Genomic DNA, 22,652 nt, shown 5'->3' with positions numbered 1-22,652 from the left:
CGGTATGCGTCACGCCGATCATGTCGCCCGAGAGTCGCAGTCCAATTCCGCGACCTCTGCCCTTGCCGCGTCCTGGCGGCGGTCGCTGCTGAAGCACGGGCTGGACCCGTCGGATGCGCGCCGCCCCGAGCGCCTGACCCTGCCCGAACTGGCCCGCCGCCGCCAGGCGATGGATCATTTCCTGCGCGTGGCATCCCCGCAGCTGGACCAGCTGTTCAACCTGGTCGGCCTGTCCGGCTGCAACGTCCTGCTGACCGACGCCGATGGCGTGGTGCTGGACCAGCGCGTGAATGCGGCGGATGCCGAACAGTTCCGGGACTGGGGGTTGTGGCAGGGCGCCGACTGGTCCGAATCCGCCCAGGGCACCAACGGCATCGGCACCTGCTTGGCCGAGGGGCGGCCCATCACCATCCACCGGGGCGAACATTTCCGCACCCGCAACACGGCGATGTCCTGCATGGACGCGCCGATCTGGGGACCGGACGGGCGGCTGCTGGCGGCGCTGGATGTCAGTTCCGCGCGGGCCGACCAGACCGAACGCTATAACCGCCTGATCGGCGCGCAGGTGGCCCAGACCGCCCGCGCGATCGAGGCGATGTTCTTCCGCGCCAGTTTCCCGGGCGCCCGCATCGTCGCGCCCGGCGATTCGGTCGATGCCGCCGTGCTGCTGGCCGTGGACAAGGACGACCTGGCCATCGGCGCGACCCGGGCCGCGCGCCGTGCCCTGGGGCTGGAACGCGAAGGCGCGATCCGCCCGCGCCCCGCCGCCGACCTTCTGGGCCGCGACGACGACCTGACCGGGTTCGACAAGGCCGAACGCGCCGCCGTGGCCCGCGCCCTGGCCCGGGCCGAGGGCAACGTGTCGGCGGCGGCGCGCGCCCTGGGGGTCGGGCGGGCCACGCTCTACCGCCGCATGGCGCGGTTGGGCCTGGGCGAAAAGAACGGCTGACTGTCTCAATCGTGAGACAGGGCCGGGGCTGCGGCGCGGGAAAGCCGCTTGCAACGAATCGCCCAAGCGCCAAGCTGTCACCCATACCCGGAGAGGGAGAGACTCCGGGCGGTACCCAGAGGAGGAAACGATGCCGAACGACCAGACGCACGAGTTCAAGGGCGTGGGCGTGATGCCCTTTGCCAAGCGTTACGACAACTTCATCGGCGGCCAGTGGGTCGCGCCCAAGGCGGGCCGCTATTTCACCAACACCACCCCCATCACCGGCGCCGCCATCGGCGAGATCGCCCGGTCCGACGCCAGCGACATCGAGGCCGCGCTGGATGCGGCCCACGCCGCCAAGGACAAATGGGGCCAGACGTCGCCTGCGGAACGGTCGCTGATCCTGAACCGCATCGCCGACCGGATGGAACAGAACCTGGAACTGCTGGCCACCGCCGAAACCTGGGACAACGGCAAGCCGATCCGGGAAACGATGGCCGCCGACCTGCCGCTGGGCATCGACCATTTCCGCTATTTCGCGGGCGTGCTGCGCGCGCAGGAAGGCGGGATTTCGGAAATCGACCACGACACGGTCGCCTATCACTTCCACGAACCGCTGGGCGTGGTGGGCCAGATCATCCCCTGGAACTTCCCGCTGCTGATGGCGGTGTGGAAGCTGGCCCCGGCGCTGGCCGCGGGCAACTGCGTGGTGCTGAAGCCCGCCGAACAGACCCCTGCCACCATCATGATCTTTGCCGATCTGATTTCCGACCTGCTGCCGCCGGGCGTGCTGAACATCGTGAACGGCTTCGGCCTGGAAGCGGGCAAGCCGCTGGCGTCCAATCCGCGCATCGCCAAGATCGCCTTTACCGGGGAAACCACCACCGGGCGGCTGATCATGCAATATGCGTCGGAAAACCTGATTCCGGTGACGCTGGAACTGGGCGGCAAGTCCCCCAACATCTTCTTCGAGGATGTCTGCCGCGAGGACGACGATTTCTTCGACAAGGCCATCGAAGGCTTCGTGATGTTCGCGCTGAACCAGGGCGAGGTCTGCACCTGCCCGTCGCGCGCCCTGATCCACGAATCCATCTATGACCGCTTCATGGAACGCGCGCTCAAGCGCGTCGAGGCGATCAAGCTGGGCGACCCGCGCGACAGCGCCACCATGGTCGGCGCCCAGGCCTCGTCGGAACAGAAGGAAAAGATCCTTTCCTATTTCGACATCGGCCGCAAGGAAGGGGCCGAGGTGCTGATCGGCGGCGAGGCGGCGGATCACGGCGGGGAACTGTCGGGCGGCTATTACATCAAGCCGACCGTGTTCCGCGGCAACAACAAGATGCGCATCTTCCAGGAGGAGATCTTCGGCCCCGTGGTGTCGGTGACCACCTTCAAGGACCAGGACGAGGCGCTGTCGATCGCCAATGACACGCTGTATGGCCTGGGCGCGGGCATCTGGTCGCGCGAGGCCAACACCTGCTACCGCTTCGGCCGCGCGATCAAGGCGGGCCGGGTCTGGACCAACTGCTATCACGCCTATCCGGCCCACGCGGCCTTCGGCGGCTACAAGCAGTCGGGCATCGGGCGCGAAAACCACAAGATGATGCTGGACCATTACCAGCAGACCAAGAACATGCTGGTCAGCTACTCGCCCAAGAAGCTGGGCTTCTTCTGAAACGGACGGGCCGGGGCGAACCCGGCCCGTCCAGCCGCGCCGGGGGCCGGGCGCCTGTCCTTCCCGCCAGGGCGCAACCATCCGCCGGGTGCGGCGTTGAACCGGAAGCCACCCGCTTCTGGTTCTTCCCATGCCCAAGGACGCCGTCATCTCCGACCCCCGCGACGCCGCGAAGGAAGCGGGGCTGGTTTATGTCAACGACGACATGCCGGGGATCACGCGGCGAAGGTCCGGCAAGGGGTTTGTCTATCGCGGCCCGGATGGCAAGGCGATCACCGACAAGGCCGAACGCGCGCGGCTGGCATCGCTGGCCATCCCGCCCGCCTATGCCGATGTCTGGATCTGCCCCGATCCGCGCGGCCATATCCAGGCCACCGGCCGGGACGAGAAGGGCCGCAAGCAATACCGTTACCACCCCGATTTCCGCGCGGTCCGCGACAGCGCCAAATACGACCACATGCTGGACTTCGCCCATGCCCTGCCGCAGATCCGGGCGCGCGTGGACCAGGACATGTCCCGGCGCGGGATGCCCGCCGAAAAGGTGCTGGCGACGGTGGTGCATCTGCTGGAAAACACCATGATCCGGGTGGGCAACCTGGATTACGCCAAGCAGAACAAGTCCCACGGGTTGACCACCCTGCGCGACCGGCATGTGAAGATCGACGGGAACGAGGTCCGCTTCCGCTTCAAGGGCAAATCGGGCAAGGAATGGAACCTGGGCCTGAGGGACCGGCGCGTGGCGCGCATCGTGCGCGCCGCCCAGGACATCCCCGGCCAGCACCTGTTCCAGTATCTGGACGAGGACGGCGCGCGGCAGAAGGTCACCTCGACCGAGGTGAACGCCTACCTGCGCGAGATTTCCGGCCAGAACGTCACTGCCAAGGATTTCCGCACCTGGACCGGCACCGTCCTGGCCGCCCTGGCGCTGATGGAATACGAGGCCTGCGACAGCCAGGCGGCCGCCAAGCGCAACATCTGCGACGCGATCGAGCGTGTCGCCAGCCGCCTTGGCAACACGCCCACGATCTGCCGCAAGTGCTATGTCCACCCCGAGGTGATCGACGCCTATCTGGCCCGCGAATTGAAGCTGGAATTGCAGGACGAAATCGCCGACGATCTGGAACAACCCGGCCTGCGCCCCGAGGAGCGGCAGGTGCTGGAATTCCTGAAGAAAAGGTTGAAGCCATGAGCACGGTCACAGCCACCCCCGCCGCCCTGGACCTGATCGCCGAGATCGTGGCCGATCACGGCCCGGTCCTGTTCCACCAGTCGGGCGGCTGCTGCGACGGATCCTCGCCCATGTGCTATCCGCAGGGCGATTTCCGCGTGGGCGAACGCGACGTGAAGCTGGGCGAGATCGGCGGCGCGCCCTTCTATATCAGCGCCTCCCAGGCCGAGGCCTGGGCGCATACGGATCTGATCATCGACGTGGTGCCCGGGCGCGGCGGCATGTTCAGCCTGGACAACGGGCGGGAAAAGCGGTTCCTCACCCGGTCGGAAATCTGCCGGATCTGATTGGCAGGGGGTCGCCGGTCCCCTATAACGCCCCGACATCATCGGGGGTCGGATCATGGCATACAGCGTTTTCATCGACGGCGAGGCAGGCACGACGGGCCTGCAAATCCGCGAGCGGCTGGCACCGCGCGATGACATCCGCCTGATCCAGATCGACCCCGACCGCCGCAAGGATGCCAGCGCCCGGCGCGAGGCGTTCCAACAGGCCGACGTGGCGATCCTGTGCCTGCCCGACGATGCCGCGCGCGAGGCGGCGGCCCTGGCCGCCGACGGGGACACGCGGATCATCGACGCATCCACCGCGCATCGGGTGGATCCGGCCTGGGCCTTCGGGTTCCCGGAACTGAACGCGGGCGCGCGGGACCGGGTCGCAGGCGCCCGGCTGGTCAGCAACCCCGGCTGCTATTCCACCGGCGCCATCGCGATCCTGGCGCCCCTGGTCGCGGCGGGGCTGATCGCGCCGGACGAGGCGCTGACGATCAACGCGGTCAGCGGCTATACCGGCGGCGGCAAGGCCCTGATCGCGGAATACGAGGAAGGCGCGGCCCCCGCCCATTTCGTCTATGGCCTGAACCAGCGCCACAAGCACATCCCGGAAATCATGGCCCATGCCGGCCTGTCCCGGCAGCCGATCTTCGCGCCCTCGGTCGGTAACTTTGCCCAAGGGATGGCTGTGCAGGTGCCGCTGTTCCTGGACAACCGGCGGACGCTGGACAGCCTGACCGCTGCCCTGGCCGATCATTACGCCGGGCAGCGGTTCATCGAGGTGGCGGCGGGCAGCGGCGCGCGCATCGTGCCGACGGATCTGAATGGCACCAACCGCCTGCGCATCACCGTGCAGGGCGACGCGCAGAACGGCTGCGCGACGGTCGTGGCGGTGCTGGACAACCTGGGCAAGGGGGCCTCGGGTGCTGCGGTCCAGAACCTCAACATCATGCTGGGGGCCCAGGAAAGCGCGGGGCTGTGATCCCCTGACCCTAGCCGGCGGAAACGGCCCCTTCGGCCAGGCGAACCAGGTCGGCGGCGGGACGGGCGCCCGCCTGCCGGGTGATTTCCCGGCCGTCGCGGAACAGGATGAAGGCCGGGATGCCGCGGATGTTCCAGCGGCTTGACGCTTCGGGATGGCTTTGCGTGTCGATCTTGGCCAGCCGGGTGCGGCCCTTCAGCGCGGCGGCCGCCTTGTCGAATTCCGGCGCCGTCATCCGGCAGGGACCGCACCAGGGCGCCCAGAAATCCACCAGAAGCGGCACCTGATCGGTGCGGGCGGCCTTTTCCAGCGTCGCCGGATCGACGGCCACGGGCTTTCCGGGCATCAGCGGCGCGCCGCAGGTGCCGCATCTGGGCTGTGCGTCCAGCCGCTCGGCGGGAACGCGGTTGGTCTGCGCGCAGGACAGACAGACGATCTTTCTGGACGACATCGCGGCCTCCTGTGTCCACAAGGATATGAGGCCGCGACGATGCCGTTCAAGCCACCGTGCCTATTCCGCTGCCTCAGCGTAACTTTCCAGCGGCGGGCAGGTGCAGACCAGGTTGCGGTCGCCATAGGCGTTGTCCACCCGGCCCACCGGCGGCCAGTACTTGTCCACCCGGAAGGCGCCCGCCGGGAAGCAGCCCTGTTCGCGCGAATAGGCGCGGTCCCAGTCGGCCACCAGATCCTCGACCGTGTGGGGGGCGTGGCGCAGGGGGCTTTGATCGGCGGCGATGCGGCCTTCGGCCACGTCCGTGATCTCGTCCCGGATCGCCAGCAGGGCGGTGATGAAGCGGTCGATCTCGGCCTTGGTTTCCGACTCGGTCGGCTCGACCATCAGCGTGCCCGCGACCGGCCAGCTCATCGTCGGCGCATGGAAGCCATTGTCGATCAGGCGCTTGGCGATGTCGTCCACGGTGACGCCGTGTTCGGCGAAGGGCCGCGTGTCGATGATGCATTCATGCGCGACCCGCCCCCGGTTGCCCATGAACAGGATCGGATAGGCCCCGGCCAGACGCGACGCGATATAGTTTGCGTTCAGGATCGCCACCCGCGTGGCCTGCGTCAGCCCCGCGCCCCCCATCATCAGGCAATAGGCCCATGAGATCAGCAGGATCGACGCCGACCCATAGGGCGCCGCGCTGACCGCGCCCTCACCCGTCTGCGGATCGCCCGGCAGGAAGGGCGCCAGATGCGATTTCACCCCGATCGGCCCCATGCCCGGGCCGCCGCCGCCATGGGGAATGGCGAAGGTCTTGTGCAGGTTCAGGTGGCTCACGTCGCCGCCGATCTCTCCGGGCTTCACCAGCCCGACCAGCGCGTTCATGTTGGCCCCGTCGATATAGACCTGGCCGCCATGCCGGTGGGTGATGTCGCAAACCTCGCGCACCGTGTCCTCGAAGACGCCATGCGTGCTGGGATAGGTGATCATCACCGCCGCCAGCCGGTCGCCCGCCTTGGCCGCCTTGTCCGCGAAATCCTCAAGGTCGATGTCGCCGTTGGGGGCCGATTTCACCACCACGACCTTCATCCCGCACATCTGCGCGCTGGCCGGGTTGGTGCCATGGGCGCTGACGGGGATCAGGCAGACATCCCGATCCTCGCCACGCGCGCGGTGATAGGCGGCGATGGTCAGCAGCCCCGCATATTCCCCCTGCGCGCCGCTGTTGGGCTGCATGGAAAAGGCGTCATATCCGGTGATCCGGCACAGCTTTTCCGTCAGATCCGCGATAGCCTCGGCATAGCCTGCCGCCTGATCGGCGGGGGCAAAGGGGTGCAGCGCCCCGAATTCCGGCCAGGTGATCGGCATCATCTCGGCCGCGGCGTTCAGCTTCATGGTGCAGGAACCCAGCGGGATCATTGCCCGGTCCAGCGCCAGGTCGCGGTCCGACAAGCGGCGCATATAGCGCATCATCTCGGATTCCGCGCGGTTCATGTGGAAGACCGGATGGGTCAGGTAATCCGACTCGCGCAGCAGGGCGTCGGGGATGGCCGGTGCCGTCGCGGGCGCGGCGGTGTCAGAGATGCCGAAGGCGTCCAGCAGCCGCGTGATCACGCCCGCGTCGGTGGTTTCATCCACGCTGATGCCCACGCGGTCGCGGCCGACCTTGCGCAGGTTGATGCCGCGATGGCGCGCGGCGGCGAGGATCCCCGCCTGGCCCACGCCCACCTTGACAGTGATCGTGTCGAAGAAGGCCTCCGGCGCAACATCGGCCCCCGCCGTGCGCAGGGCATCGGCCACCGTGACCGCGTGCAGATGCACCCGCTGCGCGATGGCGCGCAGGCCGACGGGGCCGTGGAAGACCGCATAGAAGGACGCCATCACCGCCAGCAGCGCCTGCGCGGTGCAGACGTTCGACGTGGCCTTCTCGCGCCGGATATGCTGCTCGCGGGTTTGCAGCGACAGGCGATAGGCCTTGTTGCCCTTGGCGTCGATGGAAACGCCGACGATCCGGCCCGGCATGGCGCGCTTCAGATCGTCTCGGCAGGACATGAAGGCCGCGTGCGGCCCGCCATAACCCATCGGCACCCCAAAGCGTTGCGCGGATCCCACGGCGATGTCGGCGCCCATCTCGCCCGGCGCCTTCAGCAGGCACAGCGCCAGCAGGTCGGTCGCCACCACGGCCAGCGCACCCGCCGCGTGCAGGGCCGAAATCTCGGGCGTCAGGTCGCGGATGTGGCCATAGGTGCCCGGATACTGGAAGATCGCGCCAAAGACCTGATCGGCCTGCAGATCGTCGATGGATGCCTTGACGATGCGGATGCCCAGCGGCGCGGCCCGCGTCTCGATCACGGCGATGGTCTGCGGATGCAGGTCATGGGCCACGAAGAAGGCATCCGCCCTGGACTTCGACTGCCGCCGGGCCATGGCCATCGCCTCGGCCGCCGCCGTCGCCTCGTCCAGCAGGCTGGCGTTCGCCACCGGCAGCCCCGTCAGGTCGGCCACCATGGTCTGGAAATTCAGCAGCGCCTCCAGCCGCCCTTGCGCGATTTCCGGCTGATAGGGGGTATAGGCCGTGTACCAGGCCGGGTTTTCCAGGATGTTGCGCTGGATCGCGGGCGGCGTGACGGTGCCGTAATAGCCTTGGCCGATCAGGCTGGTCATCACCGTGTTCTTCGCCGCGACCTGCCGCATCCGGTCCAGAAGTGCTGCCTCGGACAGAGCGGGCCAGTCCAGCGCCGCGTCCTGCCGGATCGCGGCGGGCACGGTCTGGTCGATCAGCGCGTCCAGGCTGTCGGCGCCGACGGCCTTCAGCATCTCGGCCATCTCGGCGGGCGAGGGCCCGATATGGCGGCGGTTCGCGAAATCGTCGGGGTTGTAGTCGGTGGGTGTCCAGCGGGTCATCGTCGCCATCTCTCCAAGATGCATCTTCACCTTGGTCCAAATATCCTCGGGGTCCGGGGGCAGACAGCCCCCGGGCGACATCAGCCGATCAGCGCCTGATAGGCATCCTCGTCCATGAAGCCGTCCATGGCGCTCGCATCCGTGGGCTTGATGCGGAAGAACCAGGCCGTCAGCGCGTCGTCGTTCACCTGGCCCGGCGCATCGGCCAGGGCCGTATTCACCGCCGTGATCACGCCCGCCACGGGGGCCGCGATGTCGGATGCCGCCTTCACGGATTCGATCACCACGACCTCGTCCCCGGCCGCGACCTCGCGGCCTTCCTCGGGCAGTTCGATGAAGACGACATCGCCCAGCTGCTCGCTGGCGTGGGGGGTGATGCCGACGACGATCTCGTCGCCCTCGGCACGCAGCCATTCGTGGTCTTCGGTGTATTTCAGCATGGGATCCTCAGCGTTTGTAGGACGGGGTGACGAAGGGCAGGGGCGCGATGGCGACGGGGATGCGCTTGCCGCGCAGTTCTGCGTGAACCGTCGCGCCATCCGGCAGATCGGCGGGCAGGCGCGCCATGGCGATGGGACCGCCGACCGACGGGCCGAAGCCGCCGGAGGAAACATGGCCAATGGGACTGCCGCCCTCGGGTCCGGCAAAGATCGCCACGCCCTCGCGGATCGGGGCGCGGCCTTCGGGGCGCAGCCCGCGCCGCACCATCGCCGGGCCTGCCGCCAGTTCGGCCAGCACCGCATCGGCCCCCGGAAAGCCGCCCGCCCGCGCACCGCCCGCGCGCCGCGCCTTGGGGATCGACCAGCCAAGCGCCGCCTGCGCCGGGGTCACGTCCGCATCCATGTCATGCCCGTAAAGCGGCATTCCTGCCTCCAGCCGCAGGCTGTCGCGCGCGCCAAGGCCGATGGGCGCGACCTCGGGCTGGTCCAGCAGGGCCTGGGCAAAATCACGCAACCGGGCTTCGGGGACCGAGATCTCGAACCCGTCCTCGCCCGTATAGCCCGACCGGGACACCCACAGCTCGACCCCGTCCCAGTCAAGAATCCGGCTGTCCATGAAGCGCATGGCGGCCACGGCGGGCACCAGCCGGGCCAGCACGGCAGCGGCAAGCGGGCCTTGCAGCGCCAGCAGCCCGCGATCCGTGACAGGCGTCACCGTCACCCCGCCAAGGGTTTGCAGATGCGCGATGTCCTGTTCGGCACAGGCCGCGTTCACCACCAGCAAGACATGATCGCCCCGGTTGGCGAACATCAGGTCGTCAAGGATCCCGCCCGCGTCATTCGTGAACAGCCCATACCGCTGCCGTCCCGGGGCCAGGCCCAGCACATCGGCGGGGATCAGCCTTTCCAGCGCCAGCGCGGCCGCCGCCATGTCGCCGTCCTGCGGCGTGATCACGACCTGGCCCATATGGCTCACGTCGAACAGCCCCGCCTGCGCGCGCGTGTGCAGATGCTCGGCCATCACGCCCGTCGGATATTGCACCGGCATCTCCCACCCGGCGAAGGGCACCATGCGCGCGCTCAGCGACAGATGCAGGTCATGAAGCGGGGTCCGGCGCGGATCGTCGGTCATGCGACCTTCCTTCTCAAACAGCCGGGCAGCCGGCATCGGTTGGCGGGCGGATGCCCGGAACGATGCCCCCTCTGTCCCTGCCCCGGACGGGGCGCCTGAGATCGTTATCCCTTCGGCGGGCGCGTCGCGCCACTCTCCAGAGTTTCTGGCGGAAAACGGTCCTTCTGCCTGAGAGTTCGCCGGGGCGGCTGCTCCTTCGGCACTGGCGCGGGCCAGCTTCTCCCGAGTTCCGATCCCGTCAGAGCTAGCCGGGCGGCAGGCCCAAGGCAAGCCTTTTGTCGCAGCTCGCAACCCCGGCGCGATTGACAGCGGCCCGCACCCGCAGCAAGGGTCGCGCGGCATCAGCGGGATGCATCGGAACAGGGGGCGGCGTGGCGCGGAAATTCTTTCAGATCGGCTTCAACAAATGCGGCACGACCTTCATCGCCAGGCTGTTCGGGATGAACGGCTATCCGACCGTCCACTGGGCCGAGGGCGCCCTGGCCGAGGATATCGCCTGGTCCAAACTGGCGGGGATCAAGCCCCTGCAGCCCTGGGCCGACACGGTGGCCTTCACCGACATGGAATCGGTGCGCTACCTGAACATGCCGGTCATCGAGGCCTTCAAGGAGTTCCGCTTTCTTGACGCAAGCTATCCGGGTTCCGTCTTCCTGCTGAACACCCGCCGGGTCGAGGATTGGGTGGTCAGCCGCTACATGCACCGGGGCGGCAGCTATGCCCGGGCAACCGCCCAGATCCGGGGGGTGGCGGTCGGCGACCTGGCCGACCTGTGGGCCGCCGAATGGGACGCGCATCTGGCCGATTGCCGCGCCTATTTCGCAGGCCGGGCCGAGTTCGTGGAAATCGACATCGACCATGCCGCCCCCGGCGACTATCGCGATGCCCTGGCGCCCTGGTTCGACCTGAAGGACTGCCCGCCCCGCCCGGGCGCGGGGGTGAAATCGCGGCGCGAGGGCTATCTGGCCCCCCTGTCGCGGATGCTGGAGGCCCCCCCGGCAGGGGCGGGAATCGCCCGCGCCGAGCGCGACCGGATCAGCGCCGCCATCGCCGCCACCGCGCGTCCGGCCGCCATCGCCCCGGCGGATCATCCCCCCGGGTCGAACCATCAGGCCGTGGTCGATCTGGACAGGAACGAGGTCCGCGACAGCCGGGGCGAAATCCTGCCCCTGCGCCGGGGCCCAGGCGGGCTTTTCTATGCCAGGCCGGGGATGGCGCATCTGCTGCGCATCGCCACCACGGCCAATGACATCGCCCAGGCGGCGGACCACGGCACCTATCGCATCGACATGCAGCCCGGCCATGCGGGCGGCGGGGGCGGGCCGGTCCTGGCCGCTTGCCGCAGGAATGGGGCGGCCAATGCCTTTTTGTGGCCAATGCCCTGGATCCACCGGCTGGGCAATGACGGTTATCTGGGCCGCCCCGACCGGATCGACCCGCCCTTTGGCCAGAAGCGGGACCGGGCGGTCTTTCGCGGCGATCTGTCGGGCCATGTCCTGTCGCCCGACGGCCAGCCCCGCCGCCCCCTGCACCAGGCTGTGGGCGATCTGCTGGGGGGCAACCCCGAGGCCGCCGCCGACCTGCGCGCCGCCACCCGCGTCGCCCTGGTCCTGGAACACCGGGGTTCCCCCGACATCGACGCAGGCCTGACCCCCGACACGCGCGGGCAGCGGGCGCTGGAGCGCGCGGGCCTGTCGCACCTGATCGGATCCCGCAAGGGCGACGATTTCCTGCTGTCGCACCGCTATCTGATCTGCCTCGGCGCGACCTCGGGGGCCGAGGATTTCCTGCCGCTGGCCAACAGCCAGTCCGTCGTGCTGCTGGAAGAAGACGGCTGGGAAACCTTCGCCCGCGCCATCTTCCAGCCCTGGCAGCATTACATCCCCCTGCGCCCCGGCGCGGGCGACCTGCCCGACAGGCTGGCCTGGGCCCGCGCCAACCCGGATGGCTGCCGGCAGATCTCGGCCCGGGCCCGCGCCCTTTGCGCCCTGCTGGCCGACCCCGAGGCGCGGCGCGACCAGCTTTCCGCCATCCTGCGCGATTACCGCGCCGCCACGGGACAGCCCTAGATCGTGACGTTCAGCGCGCCGCCATCCAGCAGGATGTTCTGGCCGACGATGAAGCGCGCCTGCTGGCTGCACAAAAAGGCGCAGGTCGCGCCGAAATCGCCCGGATCGCCATAGGTGCCGGTTGGGATGCCCGCCTGTCGCTGGCGGCGCGCCTCCTCCAGGCTGATGCCCTGCTTGTCGGCCACGCCCTTGTCCAGGCTGACGGCGCGGTCGGTCGCGTGGATGCCGGGCAGGATGTTGTTCACGCAGACCCCATGCCCCGCCACCTGCCGCGCCATGCCCGCGACAAAGCCGGTCAGCCCCGCCCGCGCCGTGTTCGACAGCCCCAGCACCGCGATCGGGGACCGCACCGATTGCGAGGTGATGTTGACCACCCGGCCCCAACCGCGATCCATCATGGGGGGAACCAGGGCCTGCATCAGCGCCACGGCCGACAGCATGTTGGCGTCGATGGCGCGGATGAAGTCGTCGCGGTTCCAGTCGCGCCAGTCGCCCGGCGGCGGCCCGCCCGCGTTCGTGACCAGGATGTCGGCCTGTCCCACCGCCGCCAGAACCCTGGCGCGGCCTTCGTCGGTGGTGATGTCGGCGGCGACGGGGGTGACGCTGGTGCCGTATTTCGCGGCGATTTCCTCAGCCGTGCGGGTGATCTCGGCTTCGGTGCGGCTGTTGATGACCAGATCCACGCCCGCCTCGGCCAAGGCCTCGGCGCAGCCGCGCCCCAGACCTTTTGATGCCGCGCAGACCAGCCCGCGCTTTCCCCTGATGCCCAGATCCATTGCCATCTCCTGTTGCTGGCCGCAGGATGCGCCTGCGCGGGGGAATGTCAAACCAAAGGGCCCAGTTCATGCCGAAACGCACCGCCGATCCGGTCCGGGGCCGGGCCAGGGCGCCAGCACGATGGTGAAGCTTGTCCTGATGCACAAGGCGGACTCGATCTATGACGATCAGCCAGACAAGGTTTACGACTTCCCACGCCAGTATCTCAAGGCCATGAACGAGGCAGTGGGCGACTGGATCGTCTATTATGAACCCGTGAAGGCCGGTCCGCGCGGCTATTTCGCGCTTGCCGTGATCGACCGGATCGATCCCAATCCGGCCGTGCCGGGGCGGTATCTTGCGCGCATCCGTCCCGGCAGCTTTCTGGAACTGGACCGCCATGTGCCGCGACTGATCGATGGCAGACCGATGGAAACGGCGCTGACCGCCCTTGACGGATCGCCCCTGTCAGGTGGCCTTGCCCAGTCAGCCGTGCGCCGCATCACCGAGGCCGATTTTGCCCGGATCGTGAACCTTGGCCTGCCGCAGCAGCTCGAGAACATCGAGGCCACCCGCTATGACCCGCAGCCTTTCGACATGGCCGAAGGTGCCCAGGCCTTCGAGCGTCCGGTCGTCGAGCGTCTGTTGCGCAGGTCCTATCGGGACGTGGCCTTCCGGCGCAAGGTGCGTGAAGCCTATGATTATCGCTGCGCCATGTCCGGGCTGCGGCTGCGCAATGGCGGCGGCCGCCCCGAGGTTCAGGCGGCCCATATCCGTCCTGTCGAGCATCAGGGCAGCGATTCCGTGCGGAACGGGCTTGCCCTGTCGGGAACGCTGCACTGGATGTTCGACCGGGGACTGATCTCGGTTGCCGACGACAATTCCATCCTTGTGTCGCGCAACAAGGTTCCGTCCGATGTCGTGGACCGGCTGCTTTTGCCAGGAGGCAAGCTGATCCCGCCCCGCGACCCCAGGGATGCGCCTCACCCCGAAAACCTGCGCTGGCATCGGGAAAACGTCTTCGGCCAGATCACGCCCGACGATCCGGCCTGGTAGCCTCAGGCAGGCAGCGCCAGCCCCCGCGCCGCATCACGGATCGCCCGGATGTTCTGCCCGTAAACCTGCGGCTGGCCGACCGAGCCGCCCTTGAAGACCGCCGATCCCGCGACCAGCACATCGGCGCCGGCCTTCGCGACCAGAGGCGCGGTCTTGGGGTCCACGCCGCCGTCCACCTGGATATGGATCGGCCGGTCGCCGATCATGCCGCGCAGCCGGGCGATCTTGTCCACCTGCGAATGGATGAACTTCTGCCCGCCGAAGCCGGGGTTCACCGTCATCACCAGCACCATGTCGGCCAGATCCAGCAGGTATTCCACCGCCTCGACCGGGGTGCCGGGGTTCAGCGCGATGCCCGCCTTCTTGCCCGTCGCGCGGATCGCCTGAAGGGTGCGGTGGGGATGGGGGCCCGCCTCGACATGGGCGGTGATCATGTCGGCGCCAGCCTCGGCATAGGCCTCGATATAGGGGTCCACCGGGGCGATCATCAGGTGGACGTCCATGAAGGTCCGCACATGCGGGCGGAAGGCCTTCACGGCGGGGGGACCGAAGGTCAGGTTCGGCACGAAATGCCCGTCCATCACATCGACATGGACCCAGTCGGCGCCTTGGTCCTCAATCGCGCGGATCTCTCGCCCGAAATCGGCGAAGTCGGCGGACAGGATGGAGGGGGCGATCTTGATGCTGCGGTCGAAGGTCATGGCGGACTCCCTATTCGGCGGCTTGGCTGATCGCCTGCCTTGTCCTGCGGTCCACGTCAAGCCCGCCCCCGAAGACGCGGCTGGCGCGCAGGTCGGGTTCGGTGATGGTGGACAGCGTGTCGGCGTCCAGCGGGCCCTTCGCCTCGTTGAACAGCCGGTTCGCCTGGCGCAGCCGCGCGCGGTCCAGCGCATTCCTGACCGACCGGGCATTGGCGAAATGCGGCTGCCCCCGCCGCGCGGCGATGTATTCCCCCATTGCGGCCCGCGCGCCCTCGTCGAGGCGATAGTTCTGCGCGGCCAGCATCCGTTCGGCAATGTGCAGCAGTTCCCCGTCCGAATAGTCGGGAAACTCGACGTGATGGGCGATGCGCGACCGGAAGCCGGGGTTCGAGGCGAAGAAGCGGTCCATCCGGTCGGCGTATCCCGCCAGGATCACCACCAGGTCGTCGCGGTTGTTTTCCATGACCTGCAGCAGGATCTCGATGGCTTCCTGGCCATAGTCGCGTTCGTTTTCCGGGCGATACAGGTAATAGGCCTCGTCGATGAACAGCACGCCGCCCATGGCCTTCTTCAGCACCTCCTTGGTCTTGGGGGCGGTGTGGCCGATATACTGGCCGACCAGGTCGTCGCGCGTGACCGTCACCAGGTGGCCCTTGCGGACATAGCCCAGGCGGTGCAGCAGGTCGGCCATCTTCAGCGCCACGGTGGTCTTTCCGGTGCCGGGATTGCCGGTGAAGGACATGTGCAGCGTCGGCGTCTCGGTCGCCAGCCCAATCTGGCGGCGGGCCTTGTCCACCAGCAGCAGGGCGGCGGTCTCGCGGATGCGGGACTTCACCGGCTCCAGCCCGACCAGGGTTTCGTCCAGTTCGCGCAGCACGTCGCGCACGCCGCTGTCCTCGAAGGACCGGGCCAGATCGACATGGGTGGGGCGGGGTTCGTTCATGGGGGCACCTTGCTGGATCCAAGCGGCCTCTTTCACTTTGGCCTAAATATCCTCTGGGGGTCCGGGGGGCGAAGCGCCCCCGGCCTGGGGTCAGTAGCGCAGCCCTTCGGGTTCGCGGGTGGCATAGCTTTCGATCGTATAGCGGACTACGCGGCCTGCGGCCTCCTGCCGGACCAGGCGGAAGCCGGGTTCCGTGGCGGGGCGGTTCACGATGAAGCTCATGCGGATGGATTCCCATCCGGGGGTCGAATCGAAGGCGATGACGCGGATATACTTGCCGCCATGTTCCTTGCGGCATTCGTTGACCTCGAAGACCACGGCGGCGGCATCCGGGTTGTCGAACATCGGATGCCCCCACATTTCCCAATAGGTGTTTCGGGGATGCGGGTCATCGGAATATTCCACGGACACGGCCCAGCCATGGTCGATGGCGTATTGGGCCTGCACGCGAATGTCGTCATCCGAAAGATCGGGAAGAAAGCTGAACTGTCCTTGGCGCAGTCTCATGGGGTGGTTCCTTTGTGGTTCGTGGAGCAGGTGCGTGCAGAGCACACACCCTACGGGCGTCAGGATCCGGGCGATGGCGTAGGGTGCGTGCTTGCACGCACCGTTGCCGGTCACATCGACACTTCGGGCGTCGGCGCGAAATCGGGCGCGTCGGTCGAGGCATAGTTGAAGGACACGTCCTTCCACACATCCAGCGCCTGCTTCAGTGGCGTGCAGGTCTTGGCCGCATCGCGCAGGATGTCCTCGCCCTTGTTCCAGATGTCGCGGCCGGCGTTGCGGGCGAAGACCATCGCCTCCAGCGCCACGCGGTTGGCGGTCGCGCCCGCCTGGATGCCGTGGGGGTGGCCGATGGTGCCGCCGCCGAATTGCAGCACCACATCCTCGCCCAGATAGGTCAGCAACTGGTGCATCTGGCCCGCATGGATCCCGCCCGAGGCGACGGGCATCATCTTGTTCAAGGACGCCCAGTCCTGGTCGAAGAAGATGCCGTTCTCCAGCGCCATCGGGTTCCGCTCCTCGCGGAAGATGTCGTAATAGCCCTTGGTCGTGGCCGGATCGCCTTCCAGCTTGCCGACGACGGTGCCCGCGTGCAGGTGATCCACCCCCGCAAGCCGCATCCATTTCGCGATCACGCGGAAGCTGACGCCGTGGCTGCGCTGGCGGGTATAGGTGCTGTGCCCGGCGCGGTGCAGGTGCAGGATCATGTCGTTGTCCCGCGCCCATTTCGCCATCGACTGGATCGCCGTATAGCCGATCACCAGGTCGATCATGACGATGACGCTGCCCAGGTCCTTGGCGAAACAGGCGCGTTCGTACATCTGCTCCATCGTGCCGGCGGTGACGTTCAGATAGGTGCCCTTGACCTCTCCGGTCGCCGCCGAGGCGCGGTTCACCGCCTCCATGCAATAGAGGAACCTGTCCCGCCAATGCATGAAGGGCTGGCTGTTGATGTTCTCGTCATCCTTGGTGAAGTCGAGGCCACCCTTCAGCGCCTCATAGACGACGCGGCCATAGTTGCGCCCCGACAGGCCCAGCTTGGGCTTCACGGTCGCGCCCAGAAGCGGGCGGCCATAGACGTTCAGCCGCTCGCGTTCGACGACGATGCCGGTCGCCGGGCCCTGGAAGGTCTTCACATAGGCCACGGGCAGGCGCATGTCCTCGAGCCGCAGGGCCTTCAGGGGTTTGAAGCCGAAGACGTTGCCGATGATGGATGCGGTCAGGTTGGCGATGGAGCCCGGCTCGAACAGGTCCAGGTCATAGGCGATATAGGCGAAGTATTCGCCCGCGCTGTTCGGCACCGGATCGACCCGGTAAGCCTTGGCGCGGTATTTCTCGCAAGCGGTCAGGCGGTCGGTCCAGACCACCGTCCAGGTCGCGGTGCTGCTTTCGCCCGCCACCGCCGCCGCGGCTTCCACCGCATCCACCCCGTCCTGCGGCGTGATGCGGAACAGCGCGATCACGTCGGTGTCCTTCGGCGTGTAGTCGGGTTCCCAATAGCCCATCTGCGCGTATTTCAGCACGCCCGCGGAATACCGCTTCCTGGCATCCATCTTGGGGTTCGACATCTCGTTCATGGTCTTTCCTCCTCTCAGGCGGCTTTCGCGCCGGTGATGGCCGGGTCAAGCGCCCCCGACGCATAGCGTTTGGCCATCTCGTCCATCGCGATGACCTTGATCTTGTGGGCCTGCCCCGCCGTGCCGAAGCGTTCGAACCTGTCGCGGCAAAGCGCGGTCAGCTCGGCCATGGCGGGGATCATGAACTTGCGGGGATCGAATTCGTCCGGGCGGTCGCGCGCGACCTTGCGGAAATGCCCGGTCATCGCCATGCGGCAGTCGGTGTCGATATTGACCTTGCGCACGCCCATGCGGATGCCGCGTTCGATTTCTTCCACGGGGACGCCGTATGTCTGCGGCATCTGCCCGCCCGAGGCGTTGATGAGATCCTGCAAGTGTTGCGGGACCGAGGACGATCCGTGCATGACCAGATGCGTGCCGGGCAGGCGGTCGTGGATCGCCTGGATCACGTGCATCGCCAGGATCTCGCCATCGGGCTTGCGCGTGAACTTGTAGGCGCCGTGCGAGGTGCCGCAGGCGATCGCCAAAGCATCGCAGCGGGTGCGCAGCACGAAATCGACGGCCTGGTCCGGGTCGGTCAGAAGCTGGCTGTGGTCCAGCTTGCCCTCGGCGCCCGAGCCATCTTCGGCGGCGGCCTCTCCGGTTTCCAGCGACCCGAGGACACCCAGCTCGCCCTCGACGCTTGCCCCGACCGCGTGGGCGGCTTCCGCGACCTTGGCGGTGACGGCGACGTTGTAGTCGTAATCCGCAGGCGTCTTCATGTCCTCGTGCAGCGATCCGTCCATCATCACGCTGGTAAAGCCGTGGCGGATCGCGGACATGCAGGTCGCCAGGTTGTTGCCGTGGTCCTGATGCAGGCAGATGGGCACGCCCGGGTTCATCTCGGCCAGGGCCTCGACCATGCGCTTCAGCATGATGTCGCCCGCATAGGACCGCGCCCCGCGCGAGGCTTGCAGGATCACCGGGGCATCAACGGCGGCTGCGGCCTTCAGGATCGCCAAGCCCTGTTCCATGTTGTTGATGTTGAAGGCGGGCACGCCGTAGTCGTGGTCGGCTGCGTGGTCCAGAAGCTGTCTCAGCGTGATCAGCGCCATTCGTCCTCTCCCTTGATGAGCTGCCTGGCCAGGGCCGCGACGGCCTGTGGCGTGATGCCGAAATGGCGGTAAAGCGCAGGGGCCGGGGCGGATGCGCCAAAGCCCGTCATGCCGACGAAGCCGTCTTCGGGGCGCAGGACCAGATCCCATCCCTGGCGGATCGCGGCCTCGATCCCGATGCGGGGGGCGTCGCACAACACACCCTGCCGATAGGCGCGGTCCTGGGCTGCGAACAGCTCGAAGCAGGGGGCGGATACCACGGCGGCGTTGATGCGGTCCGCCCGCAGCAGGTCGGCGGCGGCAAGGGCGATTTCCACCTCGGACCCCGTGGCGATCAGCGTCACGTCGCGGGGCAGGGGCGTGGCGCGCAGCACATAGGCGCCCCGGCGGGTGCGGTTGGTGTCCTCGTCCTCGGTCCTGACGGTGGGGAGGGCCTGCCGCGACAGGGCCAGGACCGAGGGGCCGGGGCTGGTCAGCGCGATCTCCCAGGCCTCGGCGGTTTCCACGGCGTCGGCGGGGCGGAAGACCTGGAGGTTCGGGATGGCGCGGAGCGAGGCCAGATGCTCGACCGGCTGGTGGGTCGGGCCGTCCTCTCCCAACCCGATGGAGTCATGGGTCATCACATGGACGACCGGCACCCCCATCAGCGCGCCCAGCCGGATCGCGGGCCGCGAATAGTCGGCAAAGGCCAGGAACGTCCCGCCATAGGGGATGAACCCGCCATGCAGCGCGATGCCGTTCATCACGGCGGCCATCGCATGTTCGCGGATGCCATAATGGACATAGCGGCCCGCGTAGTCGCCGGGGCGGATGGATCCCATCCCCGTGCTGCGGGTCAGGTTCGATCCGGTCAGGTCCGCGCTTCCGCCGATGGTCTGGGGCAGGGCGGCATTGATCACCTCCAGCGCCATCTCGCTGGCCTTGCGGGTTGCGGCCTTCGGGCGATCCCCGGCAAGCCTTTGGCAATGTTCGGCAATCGCCTTGCGCAGCGCGGGCGCGTCGGGCGCCCCGTGCGCGGCCAGAAAGGCGGCACGGTTGGCGGAGGAGTCCAGCCGTGCCGCCCAGGCCGCGCGGGCCGTGCCGCCGCGCGCGGCGATGGCGGCCCATGCGGTTGTCACGTCGTCAGGCAGCACGAAGGGCTCATGCGGCCAGTCCAGCATCCTGCGGGCGGCGGCGATTTCATCCGCCCCCAGCGGCGCGCCATGGACATCGTGCCCGCCCTGCTTGGTCGGCGCGCCAAAGCCGATGATGGTCCGGCAGGCGATCATGGACGGACGGTCGTCCGCCCGCGCGGCTTCAATCGCCGCCGCCACCGCCTCGCGGTCATGGCCGTCCACCGCCTGAACATGCCAGCCTGCCGCCGCAAACCGCGCCTGCTGGTCGGTGCTGGTGGACAGGTCCGTGCCGCCGTCGATGGTGATGCCGTTGTCGTCCCACAGCACGATCAAGCGGCCAAGCCGCAGGTGGCCCGCAAGGTCGATGGCCTCGTGGCTGATCCCCTCCATCAGGCAGCCGTCGCCCGCGATCACATAGGTCCAGTGGTCGGTCAGATCCGGCCAGCGGGCATGGGCCATGCGTTCCGCCAGGGCCATGCCGACAGCCGTGGCGATGCCCTGGCCCAGGGGGCCGGTCGTGACCTCGATCCCCTGGGCATGGCCGTATTCGGGATGGCCCGCCGTGCGCGATCCCATCTGCCGGAAGGCGCTGATCTGGTCCATGCCCATGTCACCGTAACCCAACAGGTGATGGATGGCATAGACCAGCATCGAGCCATGGCCCGCCGACAGGACAAAACGGTCGCGGTCGGGCCAGCGGGGGTCGCTTGGGTCCACCCGCATGAAGCGGTTGAACAGCACCGTCGCCACATCCGCCATGCCCATCGGCGCGCCGGGATGGCCGGATTTCGCCGCCTCGACCGCGTCCATGGTCAGGGCGCGGATGGCATTGGCCATCCTGGTTTCCAGCGCAGGGTCGATGCGGGTCATCTGGTTCATGGCGGGTTCCCCTCAGGCGCGCTTGGCGTCGTCGATCAGGCGCAGGATCATCGGCGTCAGGATCAGCTGCATCGCAAGGTCGGTCTTCGGCCCCGGGATGACGATGGAATTGGCCCGCGTCATCCAGGATCCGGCGATCATCTGGGTCAGGTAGGCAAAGTCGATGCCGCGCGGATTGCGGAAGCGGATCACCACCAGGCTTTCGTCGGGGGTGGGGATCCAGCGCGCGATGAAGGGGTTCGAGGTATCGACCACCGGCACCCTCTGGAAGTTGATGTCGGTCTGGGTGAACTGCGGGCAGATGCAGTGAACATAGGCGTGCATCCGGCGCAGGATCGTGTCGGTCACCGCCTCGGTCGAATAGCCCCGGCTGGCCTTGTCGCGATGGATCTTCTGGATCCATTCGAGGTTGATGACCGGCACCACGCCGATCTTCAGATCCGCCAGCCTGGCCAGGTTCACCCTGTCGTTGGCGACCGCCCCGTGCAGGCCTTCGTAGAACAGAAGGTCGGATCCCTCCTCGAAGGGCGCCCAGGGCGTGAAGGTGCCGGGGGCGGCGCCCCAGCGTTCGGCCTCGCGGTCGTCATGGACGTAATGGCGCGTCTCGCCCCGGCCGGTCTCGCCATAGACGCGGAAGATGTCCTCAAGTTTTTCCAATTCATTGGCGTCGAAGCTGAAATGGCTGAAGGTCTGGTCGCCCGCGGCCTGGCGGCGGGACAATTCGTCCTTCATGGCCTGGCGGTCGAAGCGGTGGAAGGCGTCGCCCTCGATGCTGACGGCGGTGATGCCCTCGCGGCGGAAGATCTGGTCGAAGGTGGTCTTGACCGTGGTCGTGCCCGCGCCGGAACTGCCGGTGACCGAGATGATGGGGTGCTTCTTGCTCATGGTTCCCTCAGACCCGGAACAGGCCGCGATGGCCGAACAGGGCGGACACCTCGGCCGGGGGCAGGTCGTGATAGGCGGCGACGCGGTCCACCTTTTCGGCGGAGCCAAAAACCAGCGGCGTGCGGCCATGCAGGTCGGTGATGGCCCCGTCCAGGATCGGCAGCGCGCCGTCGGTCGCCCGCCCGCCCGCCTGTTCGATGACAAAGGCAATGGGCGCGCATTCGTAAAGCATCCGCAGCCGGCCCTTTTCATAGCCCTGCCGCGCATCGGACGGATACAGGAAGATGCCGCCCCGCATCAGGATCCGGTGCGCCTCGGCCACCAGGGACGCGATCCAGCGCATGTTGAAGTTCCGCGCGCGCGGGCCGTCGATCCCGGCCAGGCAGTCGTCGATATAGGCGCGGATCGGGCGTGGCCAGTGCCGGTAATTGGAGGCGTTGATGGCGAATTCGGAGAAGCAATCCGGCATGGTCGCGCGCGGATCGGTCAGATCGAAGCTGTCGGTGTCGGGGTTCAGCGTGTAGATCTGCGTGCCCTCGCCAAAGCTGACCACCAGGCAGCAGCGCGGGCCATAGATGATGTAGCCCCCGGCGATCAGGTCGCGGGCGGGGCGAAGGAAGCTGGTCTCGGCCTGATCTTCGGCCGGATAGACCGCGAAGATCGTGCCGATCGAGACATTGGTGTCGATGTTGGACGATCCGTCCAGCGGGTCGATGGCCAGGGCGAAGGCGCCGCCGGGCTGCATGGCGACGGGGGCGGCCTGTTCCTCGCTGGCATACCAGCGCAGGCCGGCCTCGCGCAGCGCGTCGCGGAACAGCGCGTCGGCCTGGACATCCAGCCGCTTCTGCCCGTCGCCGTCGCTGTTGGTGCCGACATTCGCCGACAGGCTGGTATCGCCCCGCCGGATCACGCCCGCCAGGGTCGCCGCCCCCCGCGCCAAGGCCAGCATCAAGGTCCGGAAGGGCGGCGGGACATGCGTGGCGTCGATGCTGGGCGCGGTCATCAGCCCCTCCCTTTGGCGTCTGATGGGGGCAGGTTGACAGGGCAGGCTTTTCAAGGAAATTTAATAA

Annotated in this window: 20 protein-coding genes and 1 riboswitch; of the genes, 7 read left to right on the top strand and 13 right to left on the bottom strand. The window is 67.7% G+C overall.

Features of this window, described 5'->3' with window-relative positions; genetic code table 11:
- Nucleotides 1–4 precede the first annotated feature (4 nt).
- The 5 genes from JX613_RS06040 to argC all read left to right on the top strand — a co-directional run bounded on the left by JX613_RS06040 (nucleotide 5) and on the right by argC (nucleotide 5,088).
- Nucleotides 5–949, top strand: a complete 945-nt coding sequence (locus JX613_RS06040) for a GAF domain-containing protein (protein WP_207100562.1) — start codon at nucleotides 5–7, stop codon at nucleotides 947–949.
- A gap of 130 nt (nucleotides 950–1,079) precedes the next feature.
- Entirely contained in the window at nucleotides 1,080–2,606 is a 1,527-nt protein-coding gene (adh, locus tag JX613_RS06035) for an aldehyde dehydrogenase (protein WP_207100561.1), read from the top strand.
- Nucleotides 2,607–2,736: 130 nt separating this feature from the next.
- On the top strand, nucleotides 2,737–3,795 hold the full coding sequence (locus tag JX613_RS06030; protein ID WP_207100560.1) for a DNA topoisomerase IB: 1,059 nt from the start codon (nucleotides 2,737–2,739) through the stop codon (nucleotides 3,793–3,795).
- Nucleotides 3,792–4,121 (top strand): DUF779 domain-containing protein, encoded by a 330-nt coding sequence (locus JX613_RS06025; RefSeq protein WP_103172560.1) that lies wholly within the window; start codon nucleotides 3,792–3,794, stop codon nucleotides 4,119–4,121. Before JX613_RS06030 ends, JX613_RS06025 begins: the two co-directional genes overlap by 4 nt.
- 55 nt (nucleotides 4,122–4,176) lie before the next feature.
- Entirely contained in the window at nucleotides 4,177–5,088 is a 912-nt protein-coding gene (argC, locus tag JX613_RS06020) for an N-acetyl-gamma-glutamyl-phosphate reductase (protein WP_207100559.1), read from the top strand.
- 10 nt (nucleotides 5,089–5,098) lie between these two features.
- Here argC and trxC read toward each other — a convergent pair whose 3' ends face one another.
- The 4 genes from trxC to gcvT form a co-directional block, all read right to left on the bottom strand.
- On the bottom strand, nucleotides 5,099–5,539 hold the full coding sequence (gene trxC, locus JX613_RS06015; protein ID WP_207100558.1) for a thioredoxin TrxC: 441 nt from the start codon (nucleotides 5,537–5,539) through the stop codon (nucleotides 5,099–5,101).
- A 60-nt stretch (nucleotides 5,540–5,599) separates the two neighbouring features.
- A complete protein-coding gene (gcvP, locus tag JX613_RS06010; protein WP_207100590.1) occupies nucleotides 5,600–8,434 on the bottom strand; it encodes an aminomethyl-transferring glycine dehydrogenase in 2,835 nt (944 codons plus the stop codon).
- Nucleotides 8,435–8,514: 80 nt separating this feature from the next.
- Nucleotides 8,515–8,871, bottom strand: a complete 357-nt coding sequence (gene gcvH, locus JX613_RS06005; protein WP_207100589.1) for a glycine cleavage system protein GcvH — start codon at nucleotides 8,869–8,871, stop codon at nucleotides 8,515–8,517.
- Nucleotides 8,872–8,881: 10 nt separating this feature from the next.
- Nucleotides 8,882–10,006 (bottom strand): glycine cleavage system aminomethyltransferase GcvT, encoded by a 1,125-nt coding sequence (gene gcvT, locus JX613_RS06000; RefSeq protein WP_207100557.1) that lies wholly within the window; start codon nucleotides 10,004–10,006, stop codon nucleotides 8,882–8,884.
- 146 nt (nucleotides 10,007–10,152) lie between these two features.
- A riboswitch (glycine riboswitch) is annotated at nucleotides 10,153–10,241 on the bottom strand.
- Between the two features lie 136 nt (nucleotides 10,242–10,377).
- On the opposite strand from gcvT, the gene JX613_RS20265 reads away from it, so the two are divergent.
- Nucleotides 10,378–12,072, top strand: a complete 1,695-nt coding sequence (locus tag JX613_RS20265; RefSeq protein ID WP_207100556.1) for a glycosyl transferase family 90 — start codon at nucleotides 10,378–10,380, stop codon at nucleotides 12,070–12,072.
- On the opposite strand, the gene JX613_RS05990 is transcribed toward JX613_RS20265, so the two are convergent.
- Nucleotides 12,069–12,848, bottom strand: a complete 780-nt coding sequence (locus tag JX613_RS05990; RefSeq protein ID WP_207100555.1) for an SDR family oxidoreductase — start codon at nucleotides 12,846–12,848, stop codon at nucleotides 12,069–12,071. The two genes, JX613_RS20265 and JX613_RS05990, sit on opposite strands and share 4 nt — an antisense overlap.
- Before the next feature lie 121 nt (nucleotides 12,849–12,969).
- Between JX613_RS05990 and JX613_RS05985 the strand changes: the two genes are divergently transcribed.
- Nucleotides 12,970–13,884: an HNH endonuclease gene (locus JX613_RS05985; RefSeq protein ID WP_207100554.1), complete on the top strand. Its 915-nt coding sequence runs from the start codon at nucleotides 12,970–12,972 to the stop codon at nucleotides 13,882–13,884.
- A 2-nt stretch (nucleotides 13,885–13,886) separates the two neighbouring features.
- On the opposite strand, the gene rpe is transcribed toward JX613_RS05985, so the two are convergent.
- From rpe to JX613_RS05945, 8 genes are all read right to left on the bottom strand, one after another.
- Complete coding sequence (rpe, locus tag JX613_RS05980; RefSeq protein ID WP_207100553.1) at nucleotides 13,887–14,585, bottom strand: ribulose-phosphate 3-epimerase; 699 nt, start codon at nucleotides 14,583–14,585, stop codon at nucleotides 13,887–13,889.
- 10 nt (nucleotides 14,586–14,595) lie between these two features.
- A complete protein-coding gene (cbbX, locus tag JX613_RS05975) occupies nucleotides 14,596–15,528 on the bottom strand; it encodes a CbbX protein (RefSeq protein ID WP_207100552.1) in 933 nt (310 codons plus the stop codon).
- A gap of 90 nt (nucleotides 15,529–15,618) precedes the next feature.
- Complete coding sequence (locus tag JX613_RS05970; protein WP_207100551.1) at nucleotides 15,619–16,035, bottom strand: ribulose bisphosphate carboxylase small subunit; 417 nt, start codon at nucleotides 16,033–16,035, stop codon at nucleotides 15,619–15,621.
- A gap of 110 nt (nucleotides 16,036–16,145) precedes the next feature.
- On the bottom strand, nucleotides 16,146–17,600 hold the full coding sequence (locus tag JX613_RS05965; RefSeq protein WP_419538815.1) for a form I ribulose bisphosphate carboxylase large subunit: 1,455 nt from the start codon (nucleotides 17,598–17,600) through the stop codon (nucleotides 16,146–16,148).
- A 23-nt stretch (nucleotides 17,601–17,623) separates the two neighbouring features.
- Nucleotides 17,624–18,703, bottom strand: coding sequence for a class II fructose-bisphosphate aldolase (gene fba / locus JX613_RS05960; RefSeq protein WP_207100549.1), 1,080 nt, complete (start codon nucleotides 18,701–18,703; stop codon nucleotides 17,624–17,626).
- Entirely contained in the window at nucleotides 18,694–20,697 is a 2,004-nt protein-coding gene (gene tkt / locus JX613_RS05955; protein WP_237168385.1) for a transketolase, read from the bottom strand. Before tkt ends, fba begins: the two co-directional genes overlap by 10 nt.
- Before the next feature lie 12 nt (nucleotides 20,698–20,709).
- Nucleotides 20,710–21,582: a phosphoribulokinase gene (locus JX613_RS05950; protein ID WP_207100548.1), complete on the bottom strand. Its 873-nt coding sequence runs from the start codon at nucleotides 21,580–21,582 to the stop codon at nucleotides 20,710–20,712.
- A gap of 7 nt (nucleotides 21,583–21,589) precedes the next feature.
- Nucleotides 21,590–22,585 carry a class 1 fructose-bisphosphatase gene (locus JX613_RS05945; RefSeq protein ID WP_207100547.1) on the bottom strand — a complete coding sequence of 332 codons (996 nt, stop codon included), beginning with the start codon at nucleotides 22,583–22,585 and terminating at the stop codon, nucleotides 21,590–21,592.
- Nucleotides 22,586–22,652: the final 67 nt, after the last annotated feature.

This window comes from Paracoccus shandongensis (genome assembly GCF_017315735.1).
GTDB lineage: Bacteria > Pseudomonadota > Alphaproteobacteria > Rhodobacterales > Rhodobacteraceae > Paracoccus > Paracoccus shandongensis.
This window is presented reverse-complemented; position numbering and strand designations above follow the sequence as displayed.